The sequence below is a fragment of the Vogesella perlucida genome (genome assembly GCF_979366545.1).
Genome location: NZ_CEETRO010000010.1, coordinates 89,323 through 105,633, shown reverse-complemented (window position 1 = coordinate 105,633; position 16,311 = coordinate 89,323). Strand labels below are relative to the sequence as shown.

At 63.8% G+C, this 16,311-nt stretch carries 15 protein-coding genes; 5 read left to right on the top strand and 10 right to left on the bottom strand.

All coding sequences use genetic code 11. The features are described from left to right. Positions 1-112: 112 nt before the first annotated feature. Genes ACZ9XP_RS14740 through ACZ9XP_RS14730 form a run of 3 tightly spaced genes read right to left on the bottom strand, consistent with a single transcriptional unit; the run spans position 113 to position 2,822 of the window. Positions 113-1,909, bottom strand: a complete 1,797-nt coding sequence (locus ACZ9XP_RS14740; RefSeq protein ID WP_465188672.1) for a monovalent cation:proton antiporter-2 (CPA2) family protein — start codon at positions 1,907-1,909, stop codon at positions 113-115. Beyond that, positions 1,888-2,157: a hypothetical protein gene (locus ACZ9XP_RS14735; protein WP_147688960.1), complete on the bottom strand. Its 270-nt coding sequence runs from the start codon at positions 2,155-2,157 to the stop codon at positions 1,888-1,890. Before ACZ9XP_RS14735 ends, ACZ9XP_RS14740 begins: the two co-directional genes overlap by 22 nt. A 44-nt stretch (positions 2,158-2,201) precedes the next feature. Beyond that, complete coding sequence (locus ACZ9XP_RS14730) at positions 2,202-2,822, bottom strand: hypothetical protein (protein WP_147688961.1); 621 nt, start codon at positions 2,820-2,822, stop codon at positions 2,202-2,204. A gap of 622 nt (positions 2,823-3,444) precedes the next feature. Here ACZ9XP_RS14730 and ACZ9XP_RS14725 point away from each other — a divergent pair. After that, on the top strand, positions 3,445-3,969 hold the full coding sequence (locus tag ACZ9XP_RS14725; RefSeq protein WP_465188671.1) for a hypothetical protein: 525 nt from the start codon (positions 3,445-3,447) through the stop codon (positions 3,967-3,969). Here ACZ9XP_RS14725 and ACZ9XP_RS14720 read toward each other — a convergent pair. The 3 genes from ACZ9XP_RS14720 to ACZ9XP_RS14710 all read right to left on the bottom strand — a co-directional run bounded on the left by ACZ9XP_RS14720 (position 3,929) and on the right by ACZ9XP_RS14710 (position 10,046). Then, positions 3,929-6,562, bottom strand: a complete 2,634-nt coding sequence (locus ACZ9XP_RS14720; RefSeq protein WP_465188670.1) for a bifunctional diguanylate cyclase/phosphodiesterase — start codon at positions 6,560-6,562, stop codon at positions 3,929-3,931. The genes ACZ9XP_RS14725 and ACZ9XP_RS14720 overlap by 41 nt on opposite strands. A 261-nt stretch (positions 6,563-6,823) precedes the next feature. Next, on the bottom strand, positions 6,824-8,152 hold the full coding sequence (gene aauR, locus ACZ9XP_RS14715) for a two-component response regulator AauR (protein ID WP_465188669.1): 1,329 nt from the start codon (positions 8,150-8,152) through the stop codon (positions 6,824-6,826). Continuing rightward, complete coding sequence (locus ACZ9XP_RS14710) at positions 8,145-10,046, bottom strand: ATP-binding protein (RefSeq protein WP_206211484.1); 1,902 nt, start codon at positions 10,044-10,046, stop codon at positions 8,145-8,147. Before ACZ9XP_RS14710 ends, aauR begins: the two co-directional genes overlap by 8 nt. Positions 10,047-10,511: 465 nt before the next feature. Between ACZ9XP_RS14710 and ACZ9XP_RS14705 the strand changes: the two genes are divergently transcribed. After that, complete coding sequence (locus ACZ9XP_RS14705; protein ID WP_147688964.1) at positions 10,512-11,612, top strand: methyl-accepting chemotaxis protein; 1,101 nt, start codon at positions 10,512-10,514, stop codon at positions 11,610-11,612. A gap of 47 nt (positions 11,613-11,659) precedes the next feature. On the opposite strand, the gene ACZ9XP_RS14700 is transcribed toward ACZ9XP_RS14705, so the two are convergent. Then, positions 11,660-11,989, bottom strand: coding sequence for a YkgJ family cysteine cluster protein (locus ACZ9XP_RS14700; protein ID WP_147688965.1), 330 nt, complete (start codon positions 11,987-11,989; stop codon positions 11,660-11,662). Positions 11,990-12,162: 173 nt separating this feature from the next. Here ACZ9XP_RS14700 and ACZ9XP_RS14695 point away from each other — a divergent pair, with 173 nt between their 5' ends. After that, positions 12,163-12,543 carry a hypothetical protein gene (locus tag ACZ9XP_RS14695; RefSeq protein ID WP_147688966.1) on the top strand — a complete coding sequence of 127 codons (381 nt, stop codon included), beginning with the start codon at positions 12,163-12,165 and terminating at the stop codon, positions 12,541-12,543. A 69-nt stretch (positions 12,544-12,612) separates the two neighbouring features. Here the strand turns inward: ACZ9XP_RS14695 and ACZ9XP_RS14690 are convergent, their stop codons facing one another. Together ACZ9XP_RS14690 and ACZ9XP_RS14685 are read right to left on the bottom strand one after the other, a co-directional pair. Further along, the gene (locus ACZ9XP_RS14690; protein ID WP_147688967.1) at positions 12,613-13,821 is read right to left on the bottom strand and encodes an amino acid aminotransferase; all 1,209 of its coding nucleotides are present in this window, start codon (positions 13,819-13,821) and stop codon (positions 12,613-12,615) included. A 136-nt stretch (positions 13,822-13,957) separates the two neighbouring features. After that, on the bottom strand, positions 13,958-14,506 hold the full coding sequence (locus ACZ9XP_RS14685) for a GNAT family N-acetyltransferase (protein ID WP_147688968.1): 549 nt from the start codon (positions 14,504-14,506) through the stop codon (positions 13,958-13,960). Between the two features lie 74 nt (positions 14,507-14,580). On the opposite strand from ACZ9XP_RS14685, the gene ACZ9XP_RS14680 reads away from it, so the two are divergent. Beyond that, positions 14,581-15,162 (top strand): HutD family protein, encoded by a 582-nt coding sequence (locus ACZ9XP_RS14680; RefSeq protein WP_147688969.1) that lies wholly within the window; start codon positions 14,581-14,583, stop codon positions 15,160-15,162. Then, the gene (locus ACZ9XP_RS14675) at positions 15,155-15,502 is read left to right on the top strand and encodes a DUF1289 domain-containing protein (RefSeq protein ID WP_147688970.1); all 348 of its coding nucleotides are present in this window, start codon (positions 15,155-15,157) and stop codon (positions 15,500-15,502) included. Before ACZ9XP_RS14680 ends, ACZ9XP_RS14675 begins: the two co-directional genes overlap by 8 nt. A gap of 77 nt (positions 15,503-15,579) precedes the next feature. Here the strand turns inward: ACZ9XP_RS14675 and ACZ9XP_RS14670 are convergent, their stop codons facing one another. Further along, positions 15,580-16,260, bottom strand: coding sequence for a DUF1045 domain-containing protein (locus tag ACZ9XP_RS14670; protein ID WP_147688971.1), 681 nt, complete (start codon positions 16,258-16,260; stop codon positions 15,580-15,582). Between the last annotated feature and the right edge of the window lie 51 nt (positions 16,261-16,311).

Below are 16,311 nucleotides of genomic sequence, written 5' to 3'. Positions count from 1 at the left end.
CCGTTTTCTCTCCCTGGAATCTGCCAGGATTTTGCGACCAGCCCCTGGACCGGGCTGGTCTTTTTTTATGCCACCAGGCAGCCCCGGCCCAGCAGCAAGCTGGGCAGGCAGGCTATGCGCCTGCGTCGTCTTTCTGTGCCACATTGCGTAATACCAGCGCCCGCCCGGCAAACAGGCCGCCGGCCAGCTCCAGATCAAAGCGGTCAGTGTCACGCCGGCGCACCTCGCCCATGATGTCGTCGGCCTCTTCCACCGTGGCGCCAGTCGCCAGCACAGCCTCGCGCCCCAGCAACATGGCCGACTCGAAGGTCTCGCGCACAAAGAAATCGGCTCCGGCCTGGGCTAGCTCGATAGCATGCTCACGATCGAAGGCCCGCACCAGAATGCGCGCCTGCGGGCAGGCCTGCTTGGCCAGCTCGGCAATATGCGTGGCAGCACCACGGTCGTTGATGCATACCAGCACGGCACTGGCGGTGTGTGCCCCGGCAGCATGCAGCACGTCGGCGCGGCTACCATCGCCGTAGTAGACCTTGAAGCCGTAAGCCTGTGCATCGCGAATAACCTGGGTATCGTTATCGATAATGGTCAGCGAAGCACCACGCGCCAGCACGCCCTGGCTGGCGATCTGCCCGACCCGGCCAAAACCCACGATAAGCACATTGGCCGTGCGCTCGGCTACCGCCTCCACTCCCGCCATCGAGGCCACGGACTGACGGGCAAAGCGCTTATGCAGCAGCACCATCAGCGGCGTAAGCGCCATGGACAGCACCACAATGGCGGTCATATTGGCATTGACTACCGGGTCGATCACCCCGGCGGCCAGCGCCGCCGAGAACAACACAAAGGCAAACTCGCCCCCTTGCGCCATCAGCACCGCCCGATCCAGCGCGTCGGCGTGCGAGCTTTTCGCCAGCCGCGCCACGCCGTAGATACACAGCGCCTTGACCACCATCAGCGATAACACACCGGACGCGATAAGCTGCCAGTTGCGCGCCACCACCGCCAGATCCAGCGACATGCCCACACCCAGAAAGAACAGGCCCAGTAACAGGCCGCGGAAAGGCTCGATATCGGCTTCCAGCTGATGGCGAAAGGTAGACTCCGACAGCAGCACGCCGGCCAGAAACGCCCCCATTGCCATGGACAGCCCGCCCAGCTGCATCAGCAGCGCCGAACCCAGCACCACCAATAGCGCAGCGGCCGTCATCACCTCGCGCGCCTTGGCATTGGCCAGCACGCGAAACAGCGGGTTCAGCAACCACAGCCCCACGGCCACCAGCACGCCAATTGCGGCCAACGCCGTGCCTACCGCCACCCAGCGCTGGCTGGCCGATACCGCCATCTCGCCAGCGGCCTGCGGTGCCATGAAGGCCACCAGCGCCAGCAGCGGTACGATCAGCAGGTCTTCGAACAGCAAGATGGCCACGATTTTCTGGCCACGCGGCGCCGCCACATCGCCACGCTCGCCCAGCAGCTGCATAACGATAGCGGTAGACGTCAGCACAAAGCCCATTGCACTGATGAAAGACACTGGCCACGAAAAACCGAACGCCACCCCCACCAGCGTCAGCAACAAGCCACACACCACCCCCTGCAGGCTGCCCAGGCCGAAAATGGTACGGCGCAAGTTCCACAGATGCGAGGGCCGCATCTCCAGCCCGATAACAAACAAGAACATCACCACGCCCAGCTCGGCGATATGCAAAATACCCTGCGGGTCGGTAAACAGCCCGGCCCCGAACGGGCCGATGGCCAGGCCCGCAACCAGATAACCCAGCACTGCCCCCAGCCCGATACGTTTGCACAAGGGCACGGCCACCACGGCCACGCCCAATAGGCTTACTACCTGAATCAGGCTACCCGTGCCTCCCTCCATGGCCATGGCGCTCAGCTCCTCGACAGTTGCCATGCCGCGATGGCGGCAATAGCCGCCGGCACGGCAAACACGATGAGCAGGATCGGTAATTCCTGGCGCACGGTATAGCCCGCGTGCGTGACACCCACCCACAGATTGATCAGCGCCACCACCAGCCACGCCGGGATAAACACCTTGCTAGCCAGCACCATACCGGCCGTACTGGCACCCCACAGCCAGCCAAACATCACAAACACCACCAGCAGCAAAATACCGCCGCCCATCACCATCGCCATGTGCATCACATTTCTCCCCGTGGACTGAATGAAGCGGCCAACTGGCAGCATCAGCGCGCCAGCTTGCGGTAAAAATCCAGCCCGGCGCGCAAATGCGGGGCCAGCGGTATACCGCGCCGCAGCATCTCGTCCAGCGCCGCCTGCTCGATTTCCATCACGTAGCTGCGTTTGGTCGCTACCAGGCGGGTGGGTGCCAGCCCCAGCGCCAGCATGTCGCGCCCGCCGTACCATTTGGCCAGGTCGGCTTGCCCGGCCGGGTAGGCCTTGCCCCCTTGCTCTACCTGCCAGCTACCGTCCAGCAGTGTCCAGAAACGGTCTGCACCCCGCTCGCTACTGGCGACAAGCGCGCCAGGCGCTACCGCCCACTCGCGCGAATGGTCGATAACCCACTGCAGCTGCTCACGATTCATGTCGCGAAACATCGGGGTCTTGGCCAGCAGGTTGAGATAGGTACCAGAAGCCGTCATGCCCGGCCCCGGCGGAACAGCTTGCGAATGGGCACAAGCAGGCAAAAAACCCACCGCCAGCGCCCCTGCGCCCAAAGCCAGCACGCTACGCCGCGGCACGGCAGGGCCATGCGCCAGCTCGCCCGCCGGGCTAGCTCCCGGTGCGGACATGGCCATGCTGGCGCCCTGTTGGTCTGCATGGCGTGCGTCTTGCGTGGGTTTCATCACAGAATACCGTAACGCTATCGATAAAAACCTATTCATGGCGCGTCCTTTCAATATAAAATAATCAACAATGAAAAAATGGGGTAATTCAAACCTTTATTTTCTGAACCACTAACACAAAGCCTGCGGCTCGCCGCCACCGACTCTGCGCTTGATACCGGCCTGCAGCAGCCAGCCCGGCCAACCATGCCGCATCAGCAGATTGCCCGCCCCCCTACAGCCGCCCGCCACGGTGCAATAGCAGACTAGCAGCCACCATCAAAGCGCGGCCAAGCACACCGCCATGCAAGCACAGCCACACGCCAAGGCACACACTGCCGCGCCATGGCCGAGACACTCGGCAAGGCATGCTAGAAACAATCAAACGCACCCGTCAAGCAAAGACACCGCCCCTCGCCAGCCAGCGCGCACACCACAGCCGCCCCATCCAATAGACCAGCCGCCACCAGCCCAGACCTGCCTGCACTGGCAAACCCGCCGCGCACAGCCCCAGCGCCGGCCAAGCACATAAAACATAGCGCAGCAATGCAGACTACTGACGCAGATTAAAAATGCAGCCACCCTGCACGCCTACACTGGACAGGCGTTATCGACGCGATGCCACACCCAAAACGGATACCCCATGAGCCAACACACCTGGCCGATTGCCAGCATCTGCAGCTACCCCGCCTGTTTGCAGCAGGAGCATATCCCCGCTTGCTGCCTGCAGCAGTTTCGCCAGCCCGCGGCAGGCACCAACAATGCAGCCTGCCTGGCGGCACTGGTAAACCACCTGCACACCGAACAGGCGCGCAGCCAGGTAGCGCTGTTTGACGGTGACCTGATCAAAGCCTACCTGCTAAGCGAAATCAGCAGCCGCCACCCGGTAGCCCAAGCGCGCCACGGCCTGGCGGCCGAAGGTTATGCGTTTTCCAATATCCATTCGCTGGCCGAAGCCACCGGCTACCCGCGTGAAACCGTGCGCCGCAAGATACTGCAGCTGATCGAAGCGGGTTGGGTAACACGGCTGCCCAATGGCGGCCTGCTGGTCAACCATGAAAAACAGGCCAGCTATCACCAGCTGTTGCTGGCCCAGGCTGGCCTGATCATGCGTACGGCTGAAAAGCTCAAGGCATTGCAGGCTGCAGCACGCGAGGGTGGCGCATAAGCTCGCCCAATGCCTGGGCAGACAGCGGCCGGTGCAGGTAGAACCCTTGCACCTGATTGCAACCCATGGCTTGCAATACCGCCAGTTGGTCGGCCTCTTCCACCCCTTCCGCAATCACCACCAGCGACAGCTCGTGCGCCATGGCAATAATGGCTGCCGTCACCTTGCGCGCCCGCTCGTCATGGGTAAGCCGCGCCACAAAGGAGCGGTCCAGCTTGAGCCGGTCAAACGGGTAGCTGTGCAGATACGACAAGCTGGAATAACCGGTACCAAAATCATCGATGGCAATACGGTAGCCACTGGCCTGCAGCTGCTGCATGCGCGCCTGGGCGGCATCCTGGTTGCCCAGCACGGCGCCTTCGGTAATTTCCAGCACCAGCATGTCGGGCTGCAGCCCGGCCTCGCGCACCAACAGGGCCATGTCATCCACGAAATGCGGGCTGTCGAACTCAGCTGCCGACACATTCAGCGACAGCTGCAAGAGCAGGCCTTCGTCGTGCCAGGCACGCACCGCCGCCAGCGCCTTGCGCCGCACCAGGCGCTCTAGCCCCGGCAGCAGGCCCGCCGCCTCGGCCACCGGCAAAAACGCCGCCGGCGACACCATGCCGTCTGTCTGCGGCCAACGTACCAAGGCTTCAACACACACGATCTGCCCGCTATCGGTATTCACGATGGGCTGAAAGTACGGCAACAGCGCATCGGCAGCGATGGCCTCGCGCAGCCGGGCTTCCAGCTCCAGCTCCTGACGGTAGCGCGGTACGTGCTGCTCGCTGTAAAAGCGCACGCCACCGCGCTGACGCAGCTTGGCTTGCTCCAGCGCCATGTCGGCCGCCTTGAGCAGCTCGCCCGCGTCTTCTGCGTCATCCGGAAACAGCGCCACCCCCATGGAGCCACCGACCACCAGCCGGCTGCTGCCCGCCCCATCCAGCGGGGCCAACAGCGCCTGGCGCAGTTTTTCCAGCACGCCGGGCAGCTGGTGCGGCTCGGCGGCATCCTCTACCACAATGGCAAACTCGTCCCCGCCCACTCGGGCCACGGTCCAGCCCTCGCCCAGGCTATCGAGCACCCGGCGGCCAAACTGTGACAACACGCGGTCGCCACTGCTGTGGCCCCAGGTTTCGTTGATCAGCTTGAAATGATCCAGCCCCACCAGCACCAGGGCCAAGGGCTGCTGGCTGAACTGCGCCCGGCGCAGGGCTTGCTCCAGCCGGTCGGCCAGTAGCACACGGTTGGGCAGATTGGTCAGCGAGTCGTACTGCGCCAGCCACTGCATGCGCGCCTGCATCTGGTGGCGCTCGCTGACATCGCGCACGATGGCGGCCACGCCCCCCGTTGGCAGCGGGCTCAGGGTAATTTGCACCAGTACTTCACTGCCATCCTGGCGCACGCCCCGTAGCGTGGGGCGGTGGCCCATGCTGCGGCCCACCGGGTTGGCCGCATAACCGCCCGACACATGGCGGTGCGCCGCTCTCAGTGCGTGCGGAATCAGCACCTCCACGCTCTGGCCGGTGAGCTCATCCACGCTGTAGCCAAACATGCTGGCGCCTTGCTCATTGACCGCCAGGATGTGCATCTGGGTGTTGACCACCAGCACGCCATCGGTCGAGGCGGCAAACAGCAAGCGGTAACGCGACTCGGAATAGTCGGCCGCGTCCAGCATGCGGTTGATCGCCTGCCCCAGTAGCACCAGTTCCTGGGGGCCGACCGGCTCGATACGCAGGCTGGCCTCGCCCTGCCCCACGCGCTGTACAAAACCGGATAACTGGCGAATGCTGCGCAGCAGATAGCGGGCAAACAGCCAGCCTGCCGCCACCGCCAGCAGCATGGCGGCCAGCATGCCCAGCATCAGCGGCAGCCCCTGGCGCACCAGCTGGGCGCGCACCGAGGCATAAGGCACGCTCACCTGCACGCGCCACGGGGCGTTATCCAGCTGGCGCTGCACACGCAGGCTATCGGCAGCGTCGTCAGCACCAGACTGCTGCAAGGTCGCACCGCCCGTGCTGTAAACGCGCCACGCCAGGCCATCGGGCAAGCCGCTTTGCAAGGCCGGCTTGGCCAGGTCTTGCAAATCCAGCGGCAAGACAACCTGGCCGCGCAGCTGCCCCGCAGCCCCCCACAAGGGCTGCGATACCACCACCACGCGGCGGCGCGAGATCGGCGCCTGCATGGGCTCACTCACGGCCAGGCGACGCTGGGCCAGCAAACCGGCCAGCTCGGGCAGCTGCCGTACCCGCAAGCGCGCAGCGGCATCTACCGGCAGTGCCGAGCACACCACCTGACCAGCAGCATTCAGCGTCACCGCATTACTGAAGCCGTAGGCCCCCAGCAGAAATTGCTGCATATCGCCCGGCGGGCAACGGCGCGCATCCAGCGCCTGCGCCCAGGCGGTGGCCGCCAGCGCGGCGGCGACGCGCTGCCCCTGGCGCAGCTGGCCATCGAGCAGCCTTTGCTGCTGCAACGCCAGGGCATCCAGCTGCTGGTGCACGGCGGCCTGCTGGGCTTGCCAGCCACCATGCAGCAGCCAGCCCAAGCCCAGCACCACCGGCAGCCATACCGCCAGCAGCGTACGTACGATGTGCTGCGAAACCGTCATCAACCAACCTGTTGAACAGTAGTGAATCAGCGATTGTGACGCAGGCACATTTTATCGAAGCAATACGGCCGCCCAATTTGGGTGATGCAAAAGGCAAGCGCCCCGAGCCAGGTGGCCAACTTGCCCCAGCGCTGCCGGCTGGCCAGCACGCGGCCCGGTACGCCTACGGTCCGCCATGCAAAAGCCCGCGCAAACATGGCGCGGGCTGGTGCGGGTTGGCTTACCTGTGCGCCAGGCTGGCTGACAGGCACAGCACGGCAGCTAGCTGCTTTGCAGGCCGTACTTTTTAACCTTGTCGAACAGCGTGGTTTTAGGGGTGCCCAGCGCGGCACTGGCCTGCGTCATATTGCCGCCATGGCGGCGCAGCGCTTCCACAATCAGGCTTTTTTCGTAGGCTTCTACCGCGTCGGACAGGCTGTGGTTCACACTTTCGCCACCACTGCCCTTGAATACCGGCAGGCCCAGGGCAAAGCGCTCGGCCACATTACGCAGCTCGCGCACATTGCCCGGCCAGTCGTGCGCCATCAGCTGGCTCTGGGTTTTGCGGTCCAGCCCGCTGGGCTCGCGGTCGAAGCGCAATGCAGCCTGCTGCAAGAAACAGTCGAACAGCAACGGGATATCCTCGCGCCGCTCGCGCAGCGGCGGCAGCTCCAGCGTGACCACGTTCAGCCGGTAGTAAAAATCGGAGCGGAACTTGCCCTGCTGCGACAACGCATCCAGGTCGTCCTTAGTGGCCGCAATCAGGCGGCAGTCCACCGGTACCGACTGGTTGCTGCCCAGGCGCTCCAGCTTGTGCTCTTGCAGCACGCGCAGCAGCTTGATCTGCAGGTTGATCGGCATGGACTCGACTTCGTCCAGAAACAGCGTGCCTTTGTTGGCGTGCTCTATCTTGCCGATACGGCGCTTGCCGGCACCGGTAAACGCATTGGCCTCGTGGCCGAAGATTTCGCTTTCGAACAGGTTTTCCGGCAGGCCACCGCAGTTGATGGCCACGTACTGGTGGTCTTTGCGGCGGCTGAAATCGTGCAGGCAGCTGGCCACCAGCTCTTTACCAGTACCGGTTTCGCCGTTGATCAGCACGTTGGCCGAGGTATCCGCCACGTTCAGCAGCAGCTCGCGCAGGCGGCGTATGCCATCGGAGCGCCCGATAATGCGCTGTTCCAGCGACTGGCGGCCGTCCAGCTGGCGGCGCAGGCTGGCCACCTCCAGTGTGAGCCGGCGCTGGGCCAGCGCGCGGCGGGCCACGTCTACCAGCTTTTCCGGCGAGAACGGCTTTTCCACAAAATCGTAGGCGCCGTCTTTCATGGCTTGCACCGCCATGGCTACGTCGCCGTGGCCGGTAATCAGCACCACCGGCAGCTGGCGATCGACCTGCAGCAGGCGGTCCATCAGCGTGAGCCCGTCCATGCCGGGCAGGCGGATGTCACTGATGACAATGCCGGGCACCATGCCGGCTTCGATTTTCTGCAGTGCCAGCTCGGCACTGGCGCAGCCCACTACCGGAATGTCTTCCAGCAGCAGCGCCTGCTGACAGCCCAGCAGCACGTGTGGGTCGTCCTCGACAAACAATACGGTCAGGTCATCATGCATGGTGTGCGTCCTCCCCTGCGTACAGGGGCAAGGTAAGGGTGAATTCGGCACCACCGCTCGCCGAGGCGCCAGCCTTGAGCGCGCCATCAGCCGCTGCCGCCAGGCTGGCCGACAGCGTGAGCCCCAGGCCCAGGCCACGGTCTGCGGGCTTGGTGGTAAAAAACGGTTCGAACAAATGCTGCATCACGTGCTGTGGCAGGCCGCAGCCATTGTCGCTGACGGCCAAGGCGTAGCGGCTGCCCTCTGCCTGGCCGCGCAGCACGATGGTGGGGTCGGTACGCCCTTGTAGCGCGTCCATGGCGTTGGCCAGCAGGTTCACCAGAATCTGCTCCAGCCGCGTCTGGTCGATGGCCAGCTCCACGTCCTGCAGCTGGTTCACGACGGTCACCGGCTCGCGGCTTAGCCGCGGGTGTAGCAAAAACAGGGCCGCGTCTACCGCTGCGGCCAACCTGGCGCGGCCACCGGCGTGCTCGGAGCGGCGCGCAAACGAGCGCAGCGAGGCGGTGATCTTGCCCATGCGCTCGACCAGCTCGCCAATGGTTTGCAGGTTGGCCGCGGCCACATCGTAGGCACCGCGCTGCATGAATTTCACCGTATTGCCCGATAGCGTGCGCAGCGCGGCCAGCGGCTGGTTCAGCTCGTGGGCAATGCTGGTGGACATCTGCCCGATCACCGCCAGCTTGCCGGCCTGGATCAGCTCGTTCTGGGTTTTGCGCAGGCTTTGCTCGGCCAGCTCGCGCTCGCGGATTTCGGCGCGCAGGCGGTCGTTACTGGCTTTCAGGTCGGCGGTGCGTTCGGTAATCCGACGCTCCAGCTCGCTATTGGCTTCTTCCAGCGCCTCACGCGCCGCCAGCTTGGTGGCCAGCGCCTTGCGCCGCTCGTTCATGGCAATGATCAGCAGGGTAAGAAACGCCACGATGGCCGCCGACAGCATGGCGTGCGTCAGTGCGGCGCTGCGCACGTCGTTTAGCGGGCTGAGCATGGTGAGCTGCCAGCGCGTGTCGTTCAGCGTGCGCGACTGCACCAGAAAGCGGTGCACGCGCAGCGGGTTGGCCGCATCGCCAACGCCCCACTGCTCCACGCCAGGCGACAGCGTCACACGCTCGGCCAGGCTCAATATCGGCAGTGGCGACCAGTGGTATTGCAGGCTGCGCGCCAGCTGCTCGCGCCGCTCGGCGCTAATGGGGTGCAACGCACGCAGGTACCAGTCCGGGTTGGTGGACAGGATCACCACGCCGTTTTCGTCGGTGACCAGCGCATTGGAGTTGGCCTTGCGCCAGCCTTGTTCCAGCTGGCTTAGCCGCACCTTGGCCACGGCCACGCCGATAATACGGTCGCCTATGCGCAGGGGGCTGGACAGGTAGTAACCCGGCTCGCCGGACATGCTGTCCAGGCCGTAAAACTGGCCCTGGCCACCGGCCATGGCTTCCACGAAATACGGCCGCTGCGACATATCCTCGCCCACCGAGCTATCGTTGCGCCGCCAGTTGCTGGCCGCCAGCACGCGCCCGCTCCCATCCAGCACAAATAGCGCCAGCGTGCCGCTGCGCGTACTCATGCCGTCCAGGTACTCGTTGACCTCGCGCCGCAGCGTGGAGAAGTTGTCTACTTCCGTGCGGATGCCGGGGTTGTCCTGCTGCAGCAGCAAGCGGGTAGCGGTATGCAGGCCCAGCAGGCGCGGCAGCCAGATATAGCGCTCGATTTCACTCTCCACCCCGCGCGCGTGCAGCTCCAGCTGGCGGTTGCCGCTTTCGCGCAGCGCCTCGGTGCCAGCCCGGAACGAGATACGGTACGTCATCAGGCTAAACAGCAGCACCAATAGCAGCAGCACGCTGACCCAGACCAGCGGCTTGCGTATTCGGGAGGTAATCATGTCGAGAAATAGCCGGAACATGTGCAGAGATCCAAGCGTTCTATCACACCCTGGAGCCAGCGGCCAGATCACGCAGTAAGGAAGGGGGAGATGGGCCGTGAACCGCCCCGCAGCTGTCACCGCTGCGAGGCGGCCCGACGACGTCCGGTCGTTGCCGGATTGTGGTTTTTGCTCTATCCCGAGGTGTTTTTATTGGCCGCATTCGGGTAACGGCTCGGGCTTATATAAGCAGATTGCAGGCCAGGTTTTATTGCCCGTACCCAGCCATTAAAAAACAAAGACTTAAAGAAAAAAGCCATCAAAAACTTGCCGGTTTGCCGTACACCCAGCCGTAGCACGTTCGGAAAACCGAATACTTGCCATTGATATAAAGCTGATTCACGACAAGGCGGCAGCATAAAACCTTAGGCACGGGCAGGCGGGTGCAGGTATCCTCGGCATGACAACGATGAATTCGAGCGATCACTCTGGATGGAGCATTAGAAGATGTTTGGCAACCGTAAAAAAATAGAAGCCCTGCAAGCCCGTATCGACGAGCTGGACAAAGAAAAAGCCAGTCTGGCCCGTGAGCTGGACGCCTGCCAGAATGCCTACCAACAGTGTCAGCAAGCGCAACAGGAAGAACAGGTCAACCAGTCAAAACGCGCGGTCTACCGCGAGCCGTTTGGCGAGTTTTGTGACAGCACCGCCTCTATCCGCCAGTCTTTTGCCGCCCTGGCCGAGATGATGGAAAGCAAATTTGCCCTGGCGACCGACGCCATCTCCAGCCTGCACCACACTCGCGGCGCGGTAGATACCCTGGCAGAAAGCTTTACCCGCATCGCCGACGCCCAGCAACAAACCGCACAGCAGATGGATACCCTCAGCAGCAAAACCGGGCAGATCCGCCAGTTTGTGCAGCTGATCAAAGACGTAGCCGACCAGACCAACCTGCTGGCGCTAAACGCCGCCATCGAAGCCGCCCGCGCCGGCGAGCAAGGCCGCGGCTTTGCCGTGGTGGCAGACGAAGTACGCAAGCTGGCCGAACGCACCAGCCAGGCCACCAATGAAATCGCCAGCCTGGTGACCGACGTGGAAACCGCGTCCAACAACACCAAACAGCAAGTAGGCGAAGCCGCCCTGCAGGCGGAAGGCTACCGCAACACCGGCCTGGAAATTGCCACCTCGATCAAGAAGCTGGTCAGCGATAGCGAGGCCATGGCCAATGCCATTGCTACCGGCACCAACACCAGCTTCATGGAAGTGGTCAAACTGGACCACGTGCTGTTCAAGCTGGACATCTACAAAGCCTTCATCGGCTACCACACGCTGAATCCGGAACAGGTTTCCAGCCACCGCAACTGCCGCCTGGGCAAATGGTACTTTGAGGGCCGTGGCCACCACGAATGCCGTGGCACACACACCTACACCCAGCTGGATGCGCCGCACGAACGCGTGCACGAACAAGGCCGCAAGGCGCTGCAGGCTTTCTACGCCGGCGACTTTGGCAATGCCACCCGCGCCCTGCAGGATATGGAGCGTGCCTCGGTCGAGGTCATGGACTTGCTGACGCAGATGGAAGTGATCCCCTGTCAGAACAAAGTCTGACCCTGTCACGCAGACCCCGCCCGGCAGCCTTGGCTAGCCGGGCTTTTTCATGCCGGTACGCGCGCAGGCAGCGGCTGCAGGCCATGATGGCGGCGCGCCCGCTGGCACTGTGCCGAGCCCTCTTCCACCTGGTGGCACGGGCTGGGGCGCTGCGGGTAAATCGTACAGCTTACCTTGCGGCCAACCTCGCCTTGCAATGCCGCACAACGCGGCGCTGCCGACCAGGTGCCGCGCATGCAGCGGTGAAAGCTGTCTACCTTTTCGGTCAGGGGTACTGGCACCCCGCCGCCGCCATCTTCGGCCTCGGCCCAATAGAAAGACACACGAAACGTCGCGCAGCAAGCGCCGCAATCCTGGCAGGCAGACACGGTAGACATACGGTAAGGGCTGTAACAGCAGCAAGATAATCGGGAGAATATTTTTGCCAGCCCCCGCAGGCTGGTCAAGCCCCCTGTCACACACCGTCACACAGTGCACACCAAAGCACGGCAGATCGCGCAGCGCTGGCTGCCTACACTGCCAGTATCGATAAATCGACAAGGAATGCATCATGCGCCAACTGCTTACCATCACGACACTGGCTCTGGCCAGCCTGGGCTTGCCGGCACAGGCCAACGACCTGCACAGCGTTATTGTGGGTGCCGCCACCGGGGCTGCCGGTGCGGCCATCGGCCAGAGCGTAGGCGGCCGTGACGGTGCCATCATCGGTGGTGCTATCGGCGGTGCCACCGGCGCGGTCATCGCGGCCAAAAGCCGCCCGCAAACCGTCGTAGTACAACAGGAAGCCCGGCCGGATTACCGCCGCCCGCGCCACGGCCACAGCGAATACCGCCACACGGAATACCGCCGCAATGACGGGCGCCGCGGCCACGGCAAGGCCTGGGGGCCAAAACAGAAATGGCACAAACACCACGGCCACGATCACGACTGAAACTGGCTTACATACGTGAAAACCCCCGCCGGCTTTCGCAGGCGGGGGTTTTTCATGCAGCACAGTGCCTTAGGCTTTTACGACCTTGGCAATGGCTTCGGCCACGTAGCCGATGTTCTTGCTGTTCAGTGCGGCCAGGCAGATACGGCCGGTAGACACGGCGTAAATGCCGAACTCTTCTTTCAGGCGCTCTACCTGGGCCACGGTCAAGCCGGTGTAGCTGAACATGCCGCGTTGCTTGATCACAAAGCTGAAGTCCTGGCTAACGCCCTGTGCCTGGATGGCTTCTACCAGTGCAGTACGCATGGCGCGGATGCGATCGCGCATGCCGGCCAGCTCGTCTTCCCACTGCTGGCGCAGCTCGGGGCTGGACAGCACGGCAGCCACCACGGCACCACCGTGGATAGGCGGGTTGGAGTAGTTGGTACGGATAACGCGCTTCAGCTGCGACAGCACGCGGCCGGCTTCTTCCTTGCTGGCGGTGACGATGGACAACGCGCCCACGCGCTCGCCGTACAGCGAGAAGCTCTTGGAGAAGGAGCTGGATACGAAGAATTGCAGGCCGGAAGCGGAGAACAGGCGTACAGCCACGGCGTCGGCTTCGATACCATCGGCAAAGCCCTGGTAAGCCATATCCAGGAACGGCACCAGGCCTTTTTCGCGGCAGGCTTCTACTACTTCAGCCCACTGCGCATCGCTCATGTCGGCGCCGGTCGGGTTATGGCAGCAGGCGTGCAGCACGATGATGGAGCCAGCGTCCAGGCCCAGCAGGAAGGCCTTCATGGCAGCAAAGTTCACGCCACGGGTTTCTGCGTCGTAGTACGGGTAGTTTTCTACGGTGAAACCGGCCGACTCGAACAGCGCGCGGTGGTTTTCCCACGACGGATCGCTGATGTACACCTTGGCGTTCGGGTTCAGGCGTTTCAGGAAATCGGCACCGATTTTCAGTGCACCGGTGCCACCCAGGGCCTCGGCAGTGACCACGCGGCCGGATTCGGCCAGCTCGCTACCAGTACCGAACAGCAGGTTTTGCACCGCCTGGGTGTAGGCAGCCGGGCCTTCGATAGGCTGGTAACCACGCGGCGGCATGGCTTCCAGACGGGCTTTTTCGGCGGATTTTACTGCGGCCAGCAGCGGGATTTTGCCGTTGTCGTCGTAATAAACGCCCACACCCAGGTTCACTTTAACCGGGCGGGTATCGGCGTTAAAAGCTTCGTTCAGACCCAGAATCGGGTCGCGCGGTGCCATTTCTACGGCGGCGAAAATCGAAGAGGACATGCAGGGCTCCATGTGATGGCAAAACATGCCGGCCCGCGGTACGGGTTGGCCGCACAGGCTGGCACGCAAGAAGAAACCGGATGGCGAAAGTCTACCACGCACCCTGCTGTTGCGCTGCGACAAGCGCCTTGACGCATCACCCCTGCCGTTGCAGCAAAGCCTGCAAGCCGGGCACATCCTGCCACGTAACCTGCATGGCAGGCAGGGTGACATTGCCCGGCATGGCCACATCCTGATGGATTGTTTCAAATCCACCCATGCGCTGGTACACCGCCCGCGCCTGCTTATTGGCTGCCAGCACGTATAGAAACATGGGCTGCTGCGGCCAACCCTGCTGTACTTCAGTGGCGGCCCAGGCCATGAGGCGCCGGCCCAGCCCCAGGCCTTGAAAAGCCGACAGCACGTGCAGGTTGTCCAGATACACGCCTTTGTGCGGCTCGGCAGCAGGCCACAGGCAGACAAAGCCGGCGGCCACGCCGTCCACCTCGGCAATGGCGATACGATAGGTGCCCGCAGGCTCGGCCAGCCGCGCCGCCCATTTTTCTGCCATAAAGTCATCCAGCTCATCATGCAAAAAGGCAGCTGGCAGTTGGCCGGCATAGGCGTGCTGCCAGCTACGCGCATGCAGGCTAGCCAGCAAGGTATCGTCGCCGGGGCGGGCCGGGCGCAAGGTGATGTCTGACATCGTTACTCCCCCTGTAGCAGCAGAAACAGCCATGCTACCATCGCGCCTCGGCACAGAGACATCAAACAAGAATCATGCACATTATTCGACTACAGGATTGCCCGCCCAGCACCTGGAAAAACGGCGGTGGCAGTACCCGCCAGCTACTGGCCTACCCGCCCGGGGCCAGCCTGGACAGCTTTACCTACCGCGTCAGCGTGGCCGAAGTCGACAGCGACGGCCCGTTTTCGCACTTTGCCGGCGTAGACCGCAGCCTGGCCATACTGGAAGGCGATGGCCTGGCGCTGATGAAAGGGCCACAGCTGTACGCCACCCTGCGCCCCGGCGATGCCCCCCTGGCCTTTGACGGCGGCCTGCCGCTGGCCGGCTTGCGCCTGGCGGGCAAGGTGCGCGACTTCAACGTGATGACACGCCAGGGGCTGGCCAGCCACGACTGCCAGTCTCTACCACTGGCTGCCGGCCAGCACCAGCTGGCAGTGGCGCCACACACTTTGCTTTTTGTGGCACAGGGTGAAACCGTGCTGGCCGGCCCTGCCGAACTGGGCAAGCAAGACGCGCTGTGGCTCACCCAAGCCAGCACGCTGACCCTGCACTGCACGGCAGCCACATGCCTGTTGCTGGCCAGCTTCACGCTGATGGCAAGCAGCGATGACTGAAGTCGCCTCCCCTTGCATCAAGCAATGCAAGCTGGACGACAGCCGCCGCTATTGCACCGGCTGCCTGCGCACGCTGGATGAGATCACCGGCTGGTCCTGCGCCAGCAACGCACAAAAGCAGGCCGCGCTGGACCGCATAGCCAGCCTGCGCAAGCCCCTGCCGGTGCGCCAGCTACACTGCACGCAATGCGGCAGCGCCTTTGCCTGCGGCACGGGTGGCCGCCAGGGCGGCTGCTGGTGCGCTGACCTGCCACCACTGGCCAGCCCCGCAGGCGCCACCAGCGACTGCCTGTGCCCGGCCTGCTTGCACGCAGCGGCAGCAGCGCGCCAAGCCAGCTAAAGCACACACCCAAAAGCCCTGCGGCCAACCCGTACAAGGTTGGCCGCAGGGCTTTTGCATGGCGACGCCTGGCAGTATCAGCGCAGGTGGCGCGTGAGGCGGCCGTTAAAGCCGCACTCGGCCAGCAGGCGCATGGGCTCGTCGGGGCGGGTTTCCACAAACACCGACAACGCTGCCACATCGGCCTGTAGCAAACCGTCGAAATGCGCCGCCGCCGCCCGCTCGATGGCGGCCTGCAAGGCCGGCTCGCGGCTGTAACGCGCCAGCGTCAGGTGAAAGCAGAACTGATCCAGCACATAAGGGTAGCCCCAGGCGGCGTGTAGCTCGGCCTCGCGCGGGCTCAGGCCGGGGCGGTCTGGCGCGGGGGCGCCCAGCGGCAGCAGCTGGCGCACGCAGCGCTCGGCCAGCACGTCGATGGCCGAGCTATCGCCCGCCACGCGCAGCACGGTGGCGTCGCGCAGCGTACCCACCTGCAGCGGCAAGGTAAACGGCGTGCAGCCTGTGGCCAGTGCGGATACCTGTTGCAGCAGCTGCGCTTCGTCCACGCCAGCGGCCAACCGGAACGGGGCCTTGAGCGTAGCGTGCCAGCCGTAGTGCGCGGCGCGGCGCGTGAGCGGGGCCAGCCTGGCTAGCAGGCCACCGGGCAGTGCGGGCGGCAGCAGTGCTGCGCCACGGGCGGCGTCCCAGCCCAGCCATTCGCTGCCGGCCCGCCACAGGGCGGTGCGCGGCGCGGGCGCGTAATAGACGGCGTAACGCATGGGTTCTTTCACAAAAGCGTCAAACAAGGGGCGTTACCCTACTCCGGCCTG

What these genes read in the sequence shown, in the direction of transcription:
- ACZ9XP_RS14705 (WP_147688964.1), top strand. Translation starts at nt 10,512, where the DNA reads ATGTTTGGCAACCGTAAAAAAATAGAAGCCCTGCAAGCCCGTATCGAC.
- ACZ9XP_RS14730 (WP_147688961.1), bottom strand. Translation starts at nt 2,822, where the DNA reads ATGAAACCCACGCAAGACGCACGCCATGCAGACCAACAGGGCGCCAGC.
- ACZ9XP_RS14695 (WP_147688966.1), top strand. Translation starts at nt 12,163, where the DNA reads ATGCGCCAACTGCTTACCATCACGACACTGGCTCTGGCCAGCCTGGGC.
- ACZ9XP_RS14690 (WP_147688967.1), bottom strand. Translation starts at nt 13,821, where the DNA reads ATGTCCTCTTCGATTTTCGCCGCCGTAGAAATGGCACCGCGCGACCCG.
- ACZ9XP_RS14680 (WP_147688969.1), top strand. Translation starts at nt 14,581, where the DNA reads ATGCACATTATTCGACTACAGGATTGCCCGCCCAGCACCTGGAAAAAC.
- ACZ9XP_RS14735 (WP_147688960.1), bottom strand. Translation starts at nt 2,157, where the DNA reads ATGCACATGGCGATGGTGATGGGCGGCGGTATTTTGCTGCTGGTGGTG.
- ACZ9XP_RS14740 (WP_465188672.1), bottom strand. Translation starts at nt 1,909, where the DNA reads ATGGCAACTGTCGAGGAGCTGAGCGCCATGGCCATGGAGGGAGGCACG.
- ACZ9XP_RS14720 (WP_465188670.1), bottom strand. Translation starts at nt 6,562, where the DNA reads ATGACGGTTTCGCAGCACATCGTACGTACGCTGCTGGCGGTATGGCTG.
- ACZ9XP_RS14685 (WP_147688968.1), bottom strand. Translation starts at nt 14,506, where the DNA reads ATGTCAGACATCACCTTGCGCCCGGCCCGCCCCGGCGACGATACCTTG.
- ACZ9XP_RS14675 (WP_147688970.1), top strand. Translation starts at nt 15,155, where the DNA reads ATGACTGAAGTCGCCTCCCCTTGCATCAAGCAATGCAAGCTGGACGAC.
- ACZ9XP_RS14670 (WP_147688971.1), bottom strand. Translation starts at nt 16,260, where the DNA reads ATGCGTTACGCCGTCTATTACGCGCCCGCGCCGCGCACCGCCCTGTGG.
- aauR (WP_465188669.1), bottom strand. Translation starts at nt 8,152, where the DNA reads ATGCATGATGACCTGACCGTATTGTTTGTCGAGGACGACCCACACGTG.
- ACZ9XP_RS14725 (WP_465188671.1), top strand. Translation starts at nt 3,445, where the DNA reads ATGAGCCAACACACCTGGCCGATTGCCAGCATCTGCAGCTACCCCGCC.
- ACZ9XP_RS14710 (WP_206211484.1), bottom strand. Translation starts at nt 10,046, where the DNA reads ATGTTCCGGCTATTTCTCGACATGATTACCTCCCGAATACGCAAGCCG.
- ACZ9XP_RS14700 (WP_147688965.1), bottom strand. Translation starts at nt 11,989, where the DNA reads ATGTCTACCGTGTCTGCCTGCCAGGATTGCGGCGCTTGCTGCGCGACG.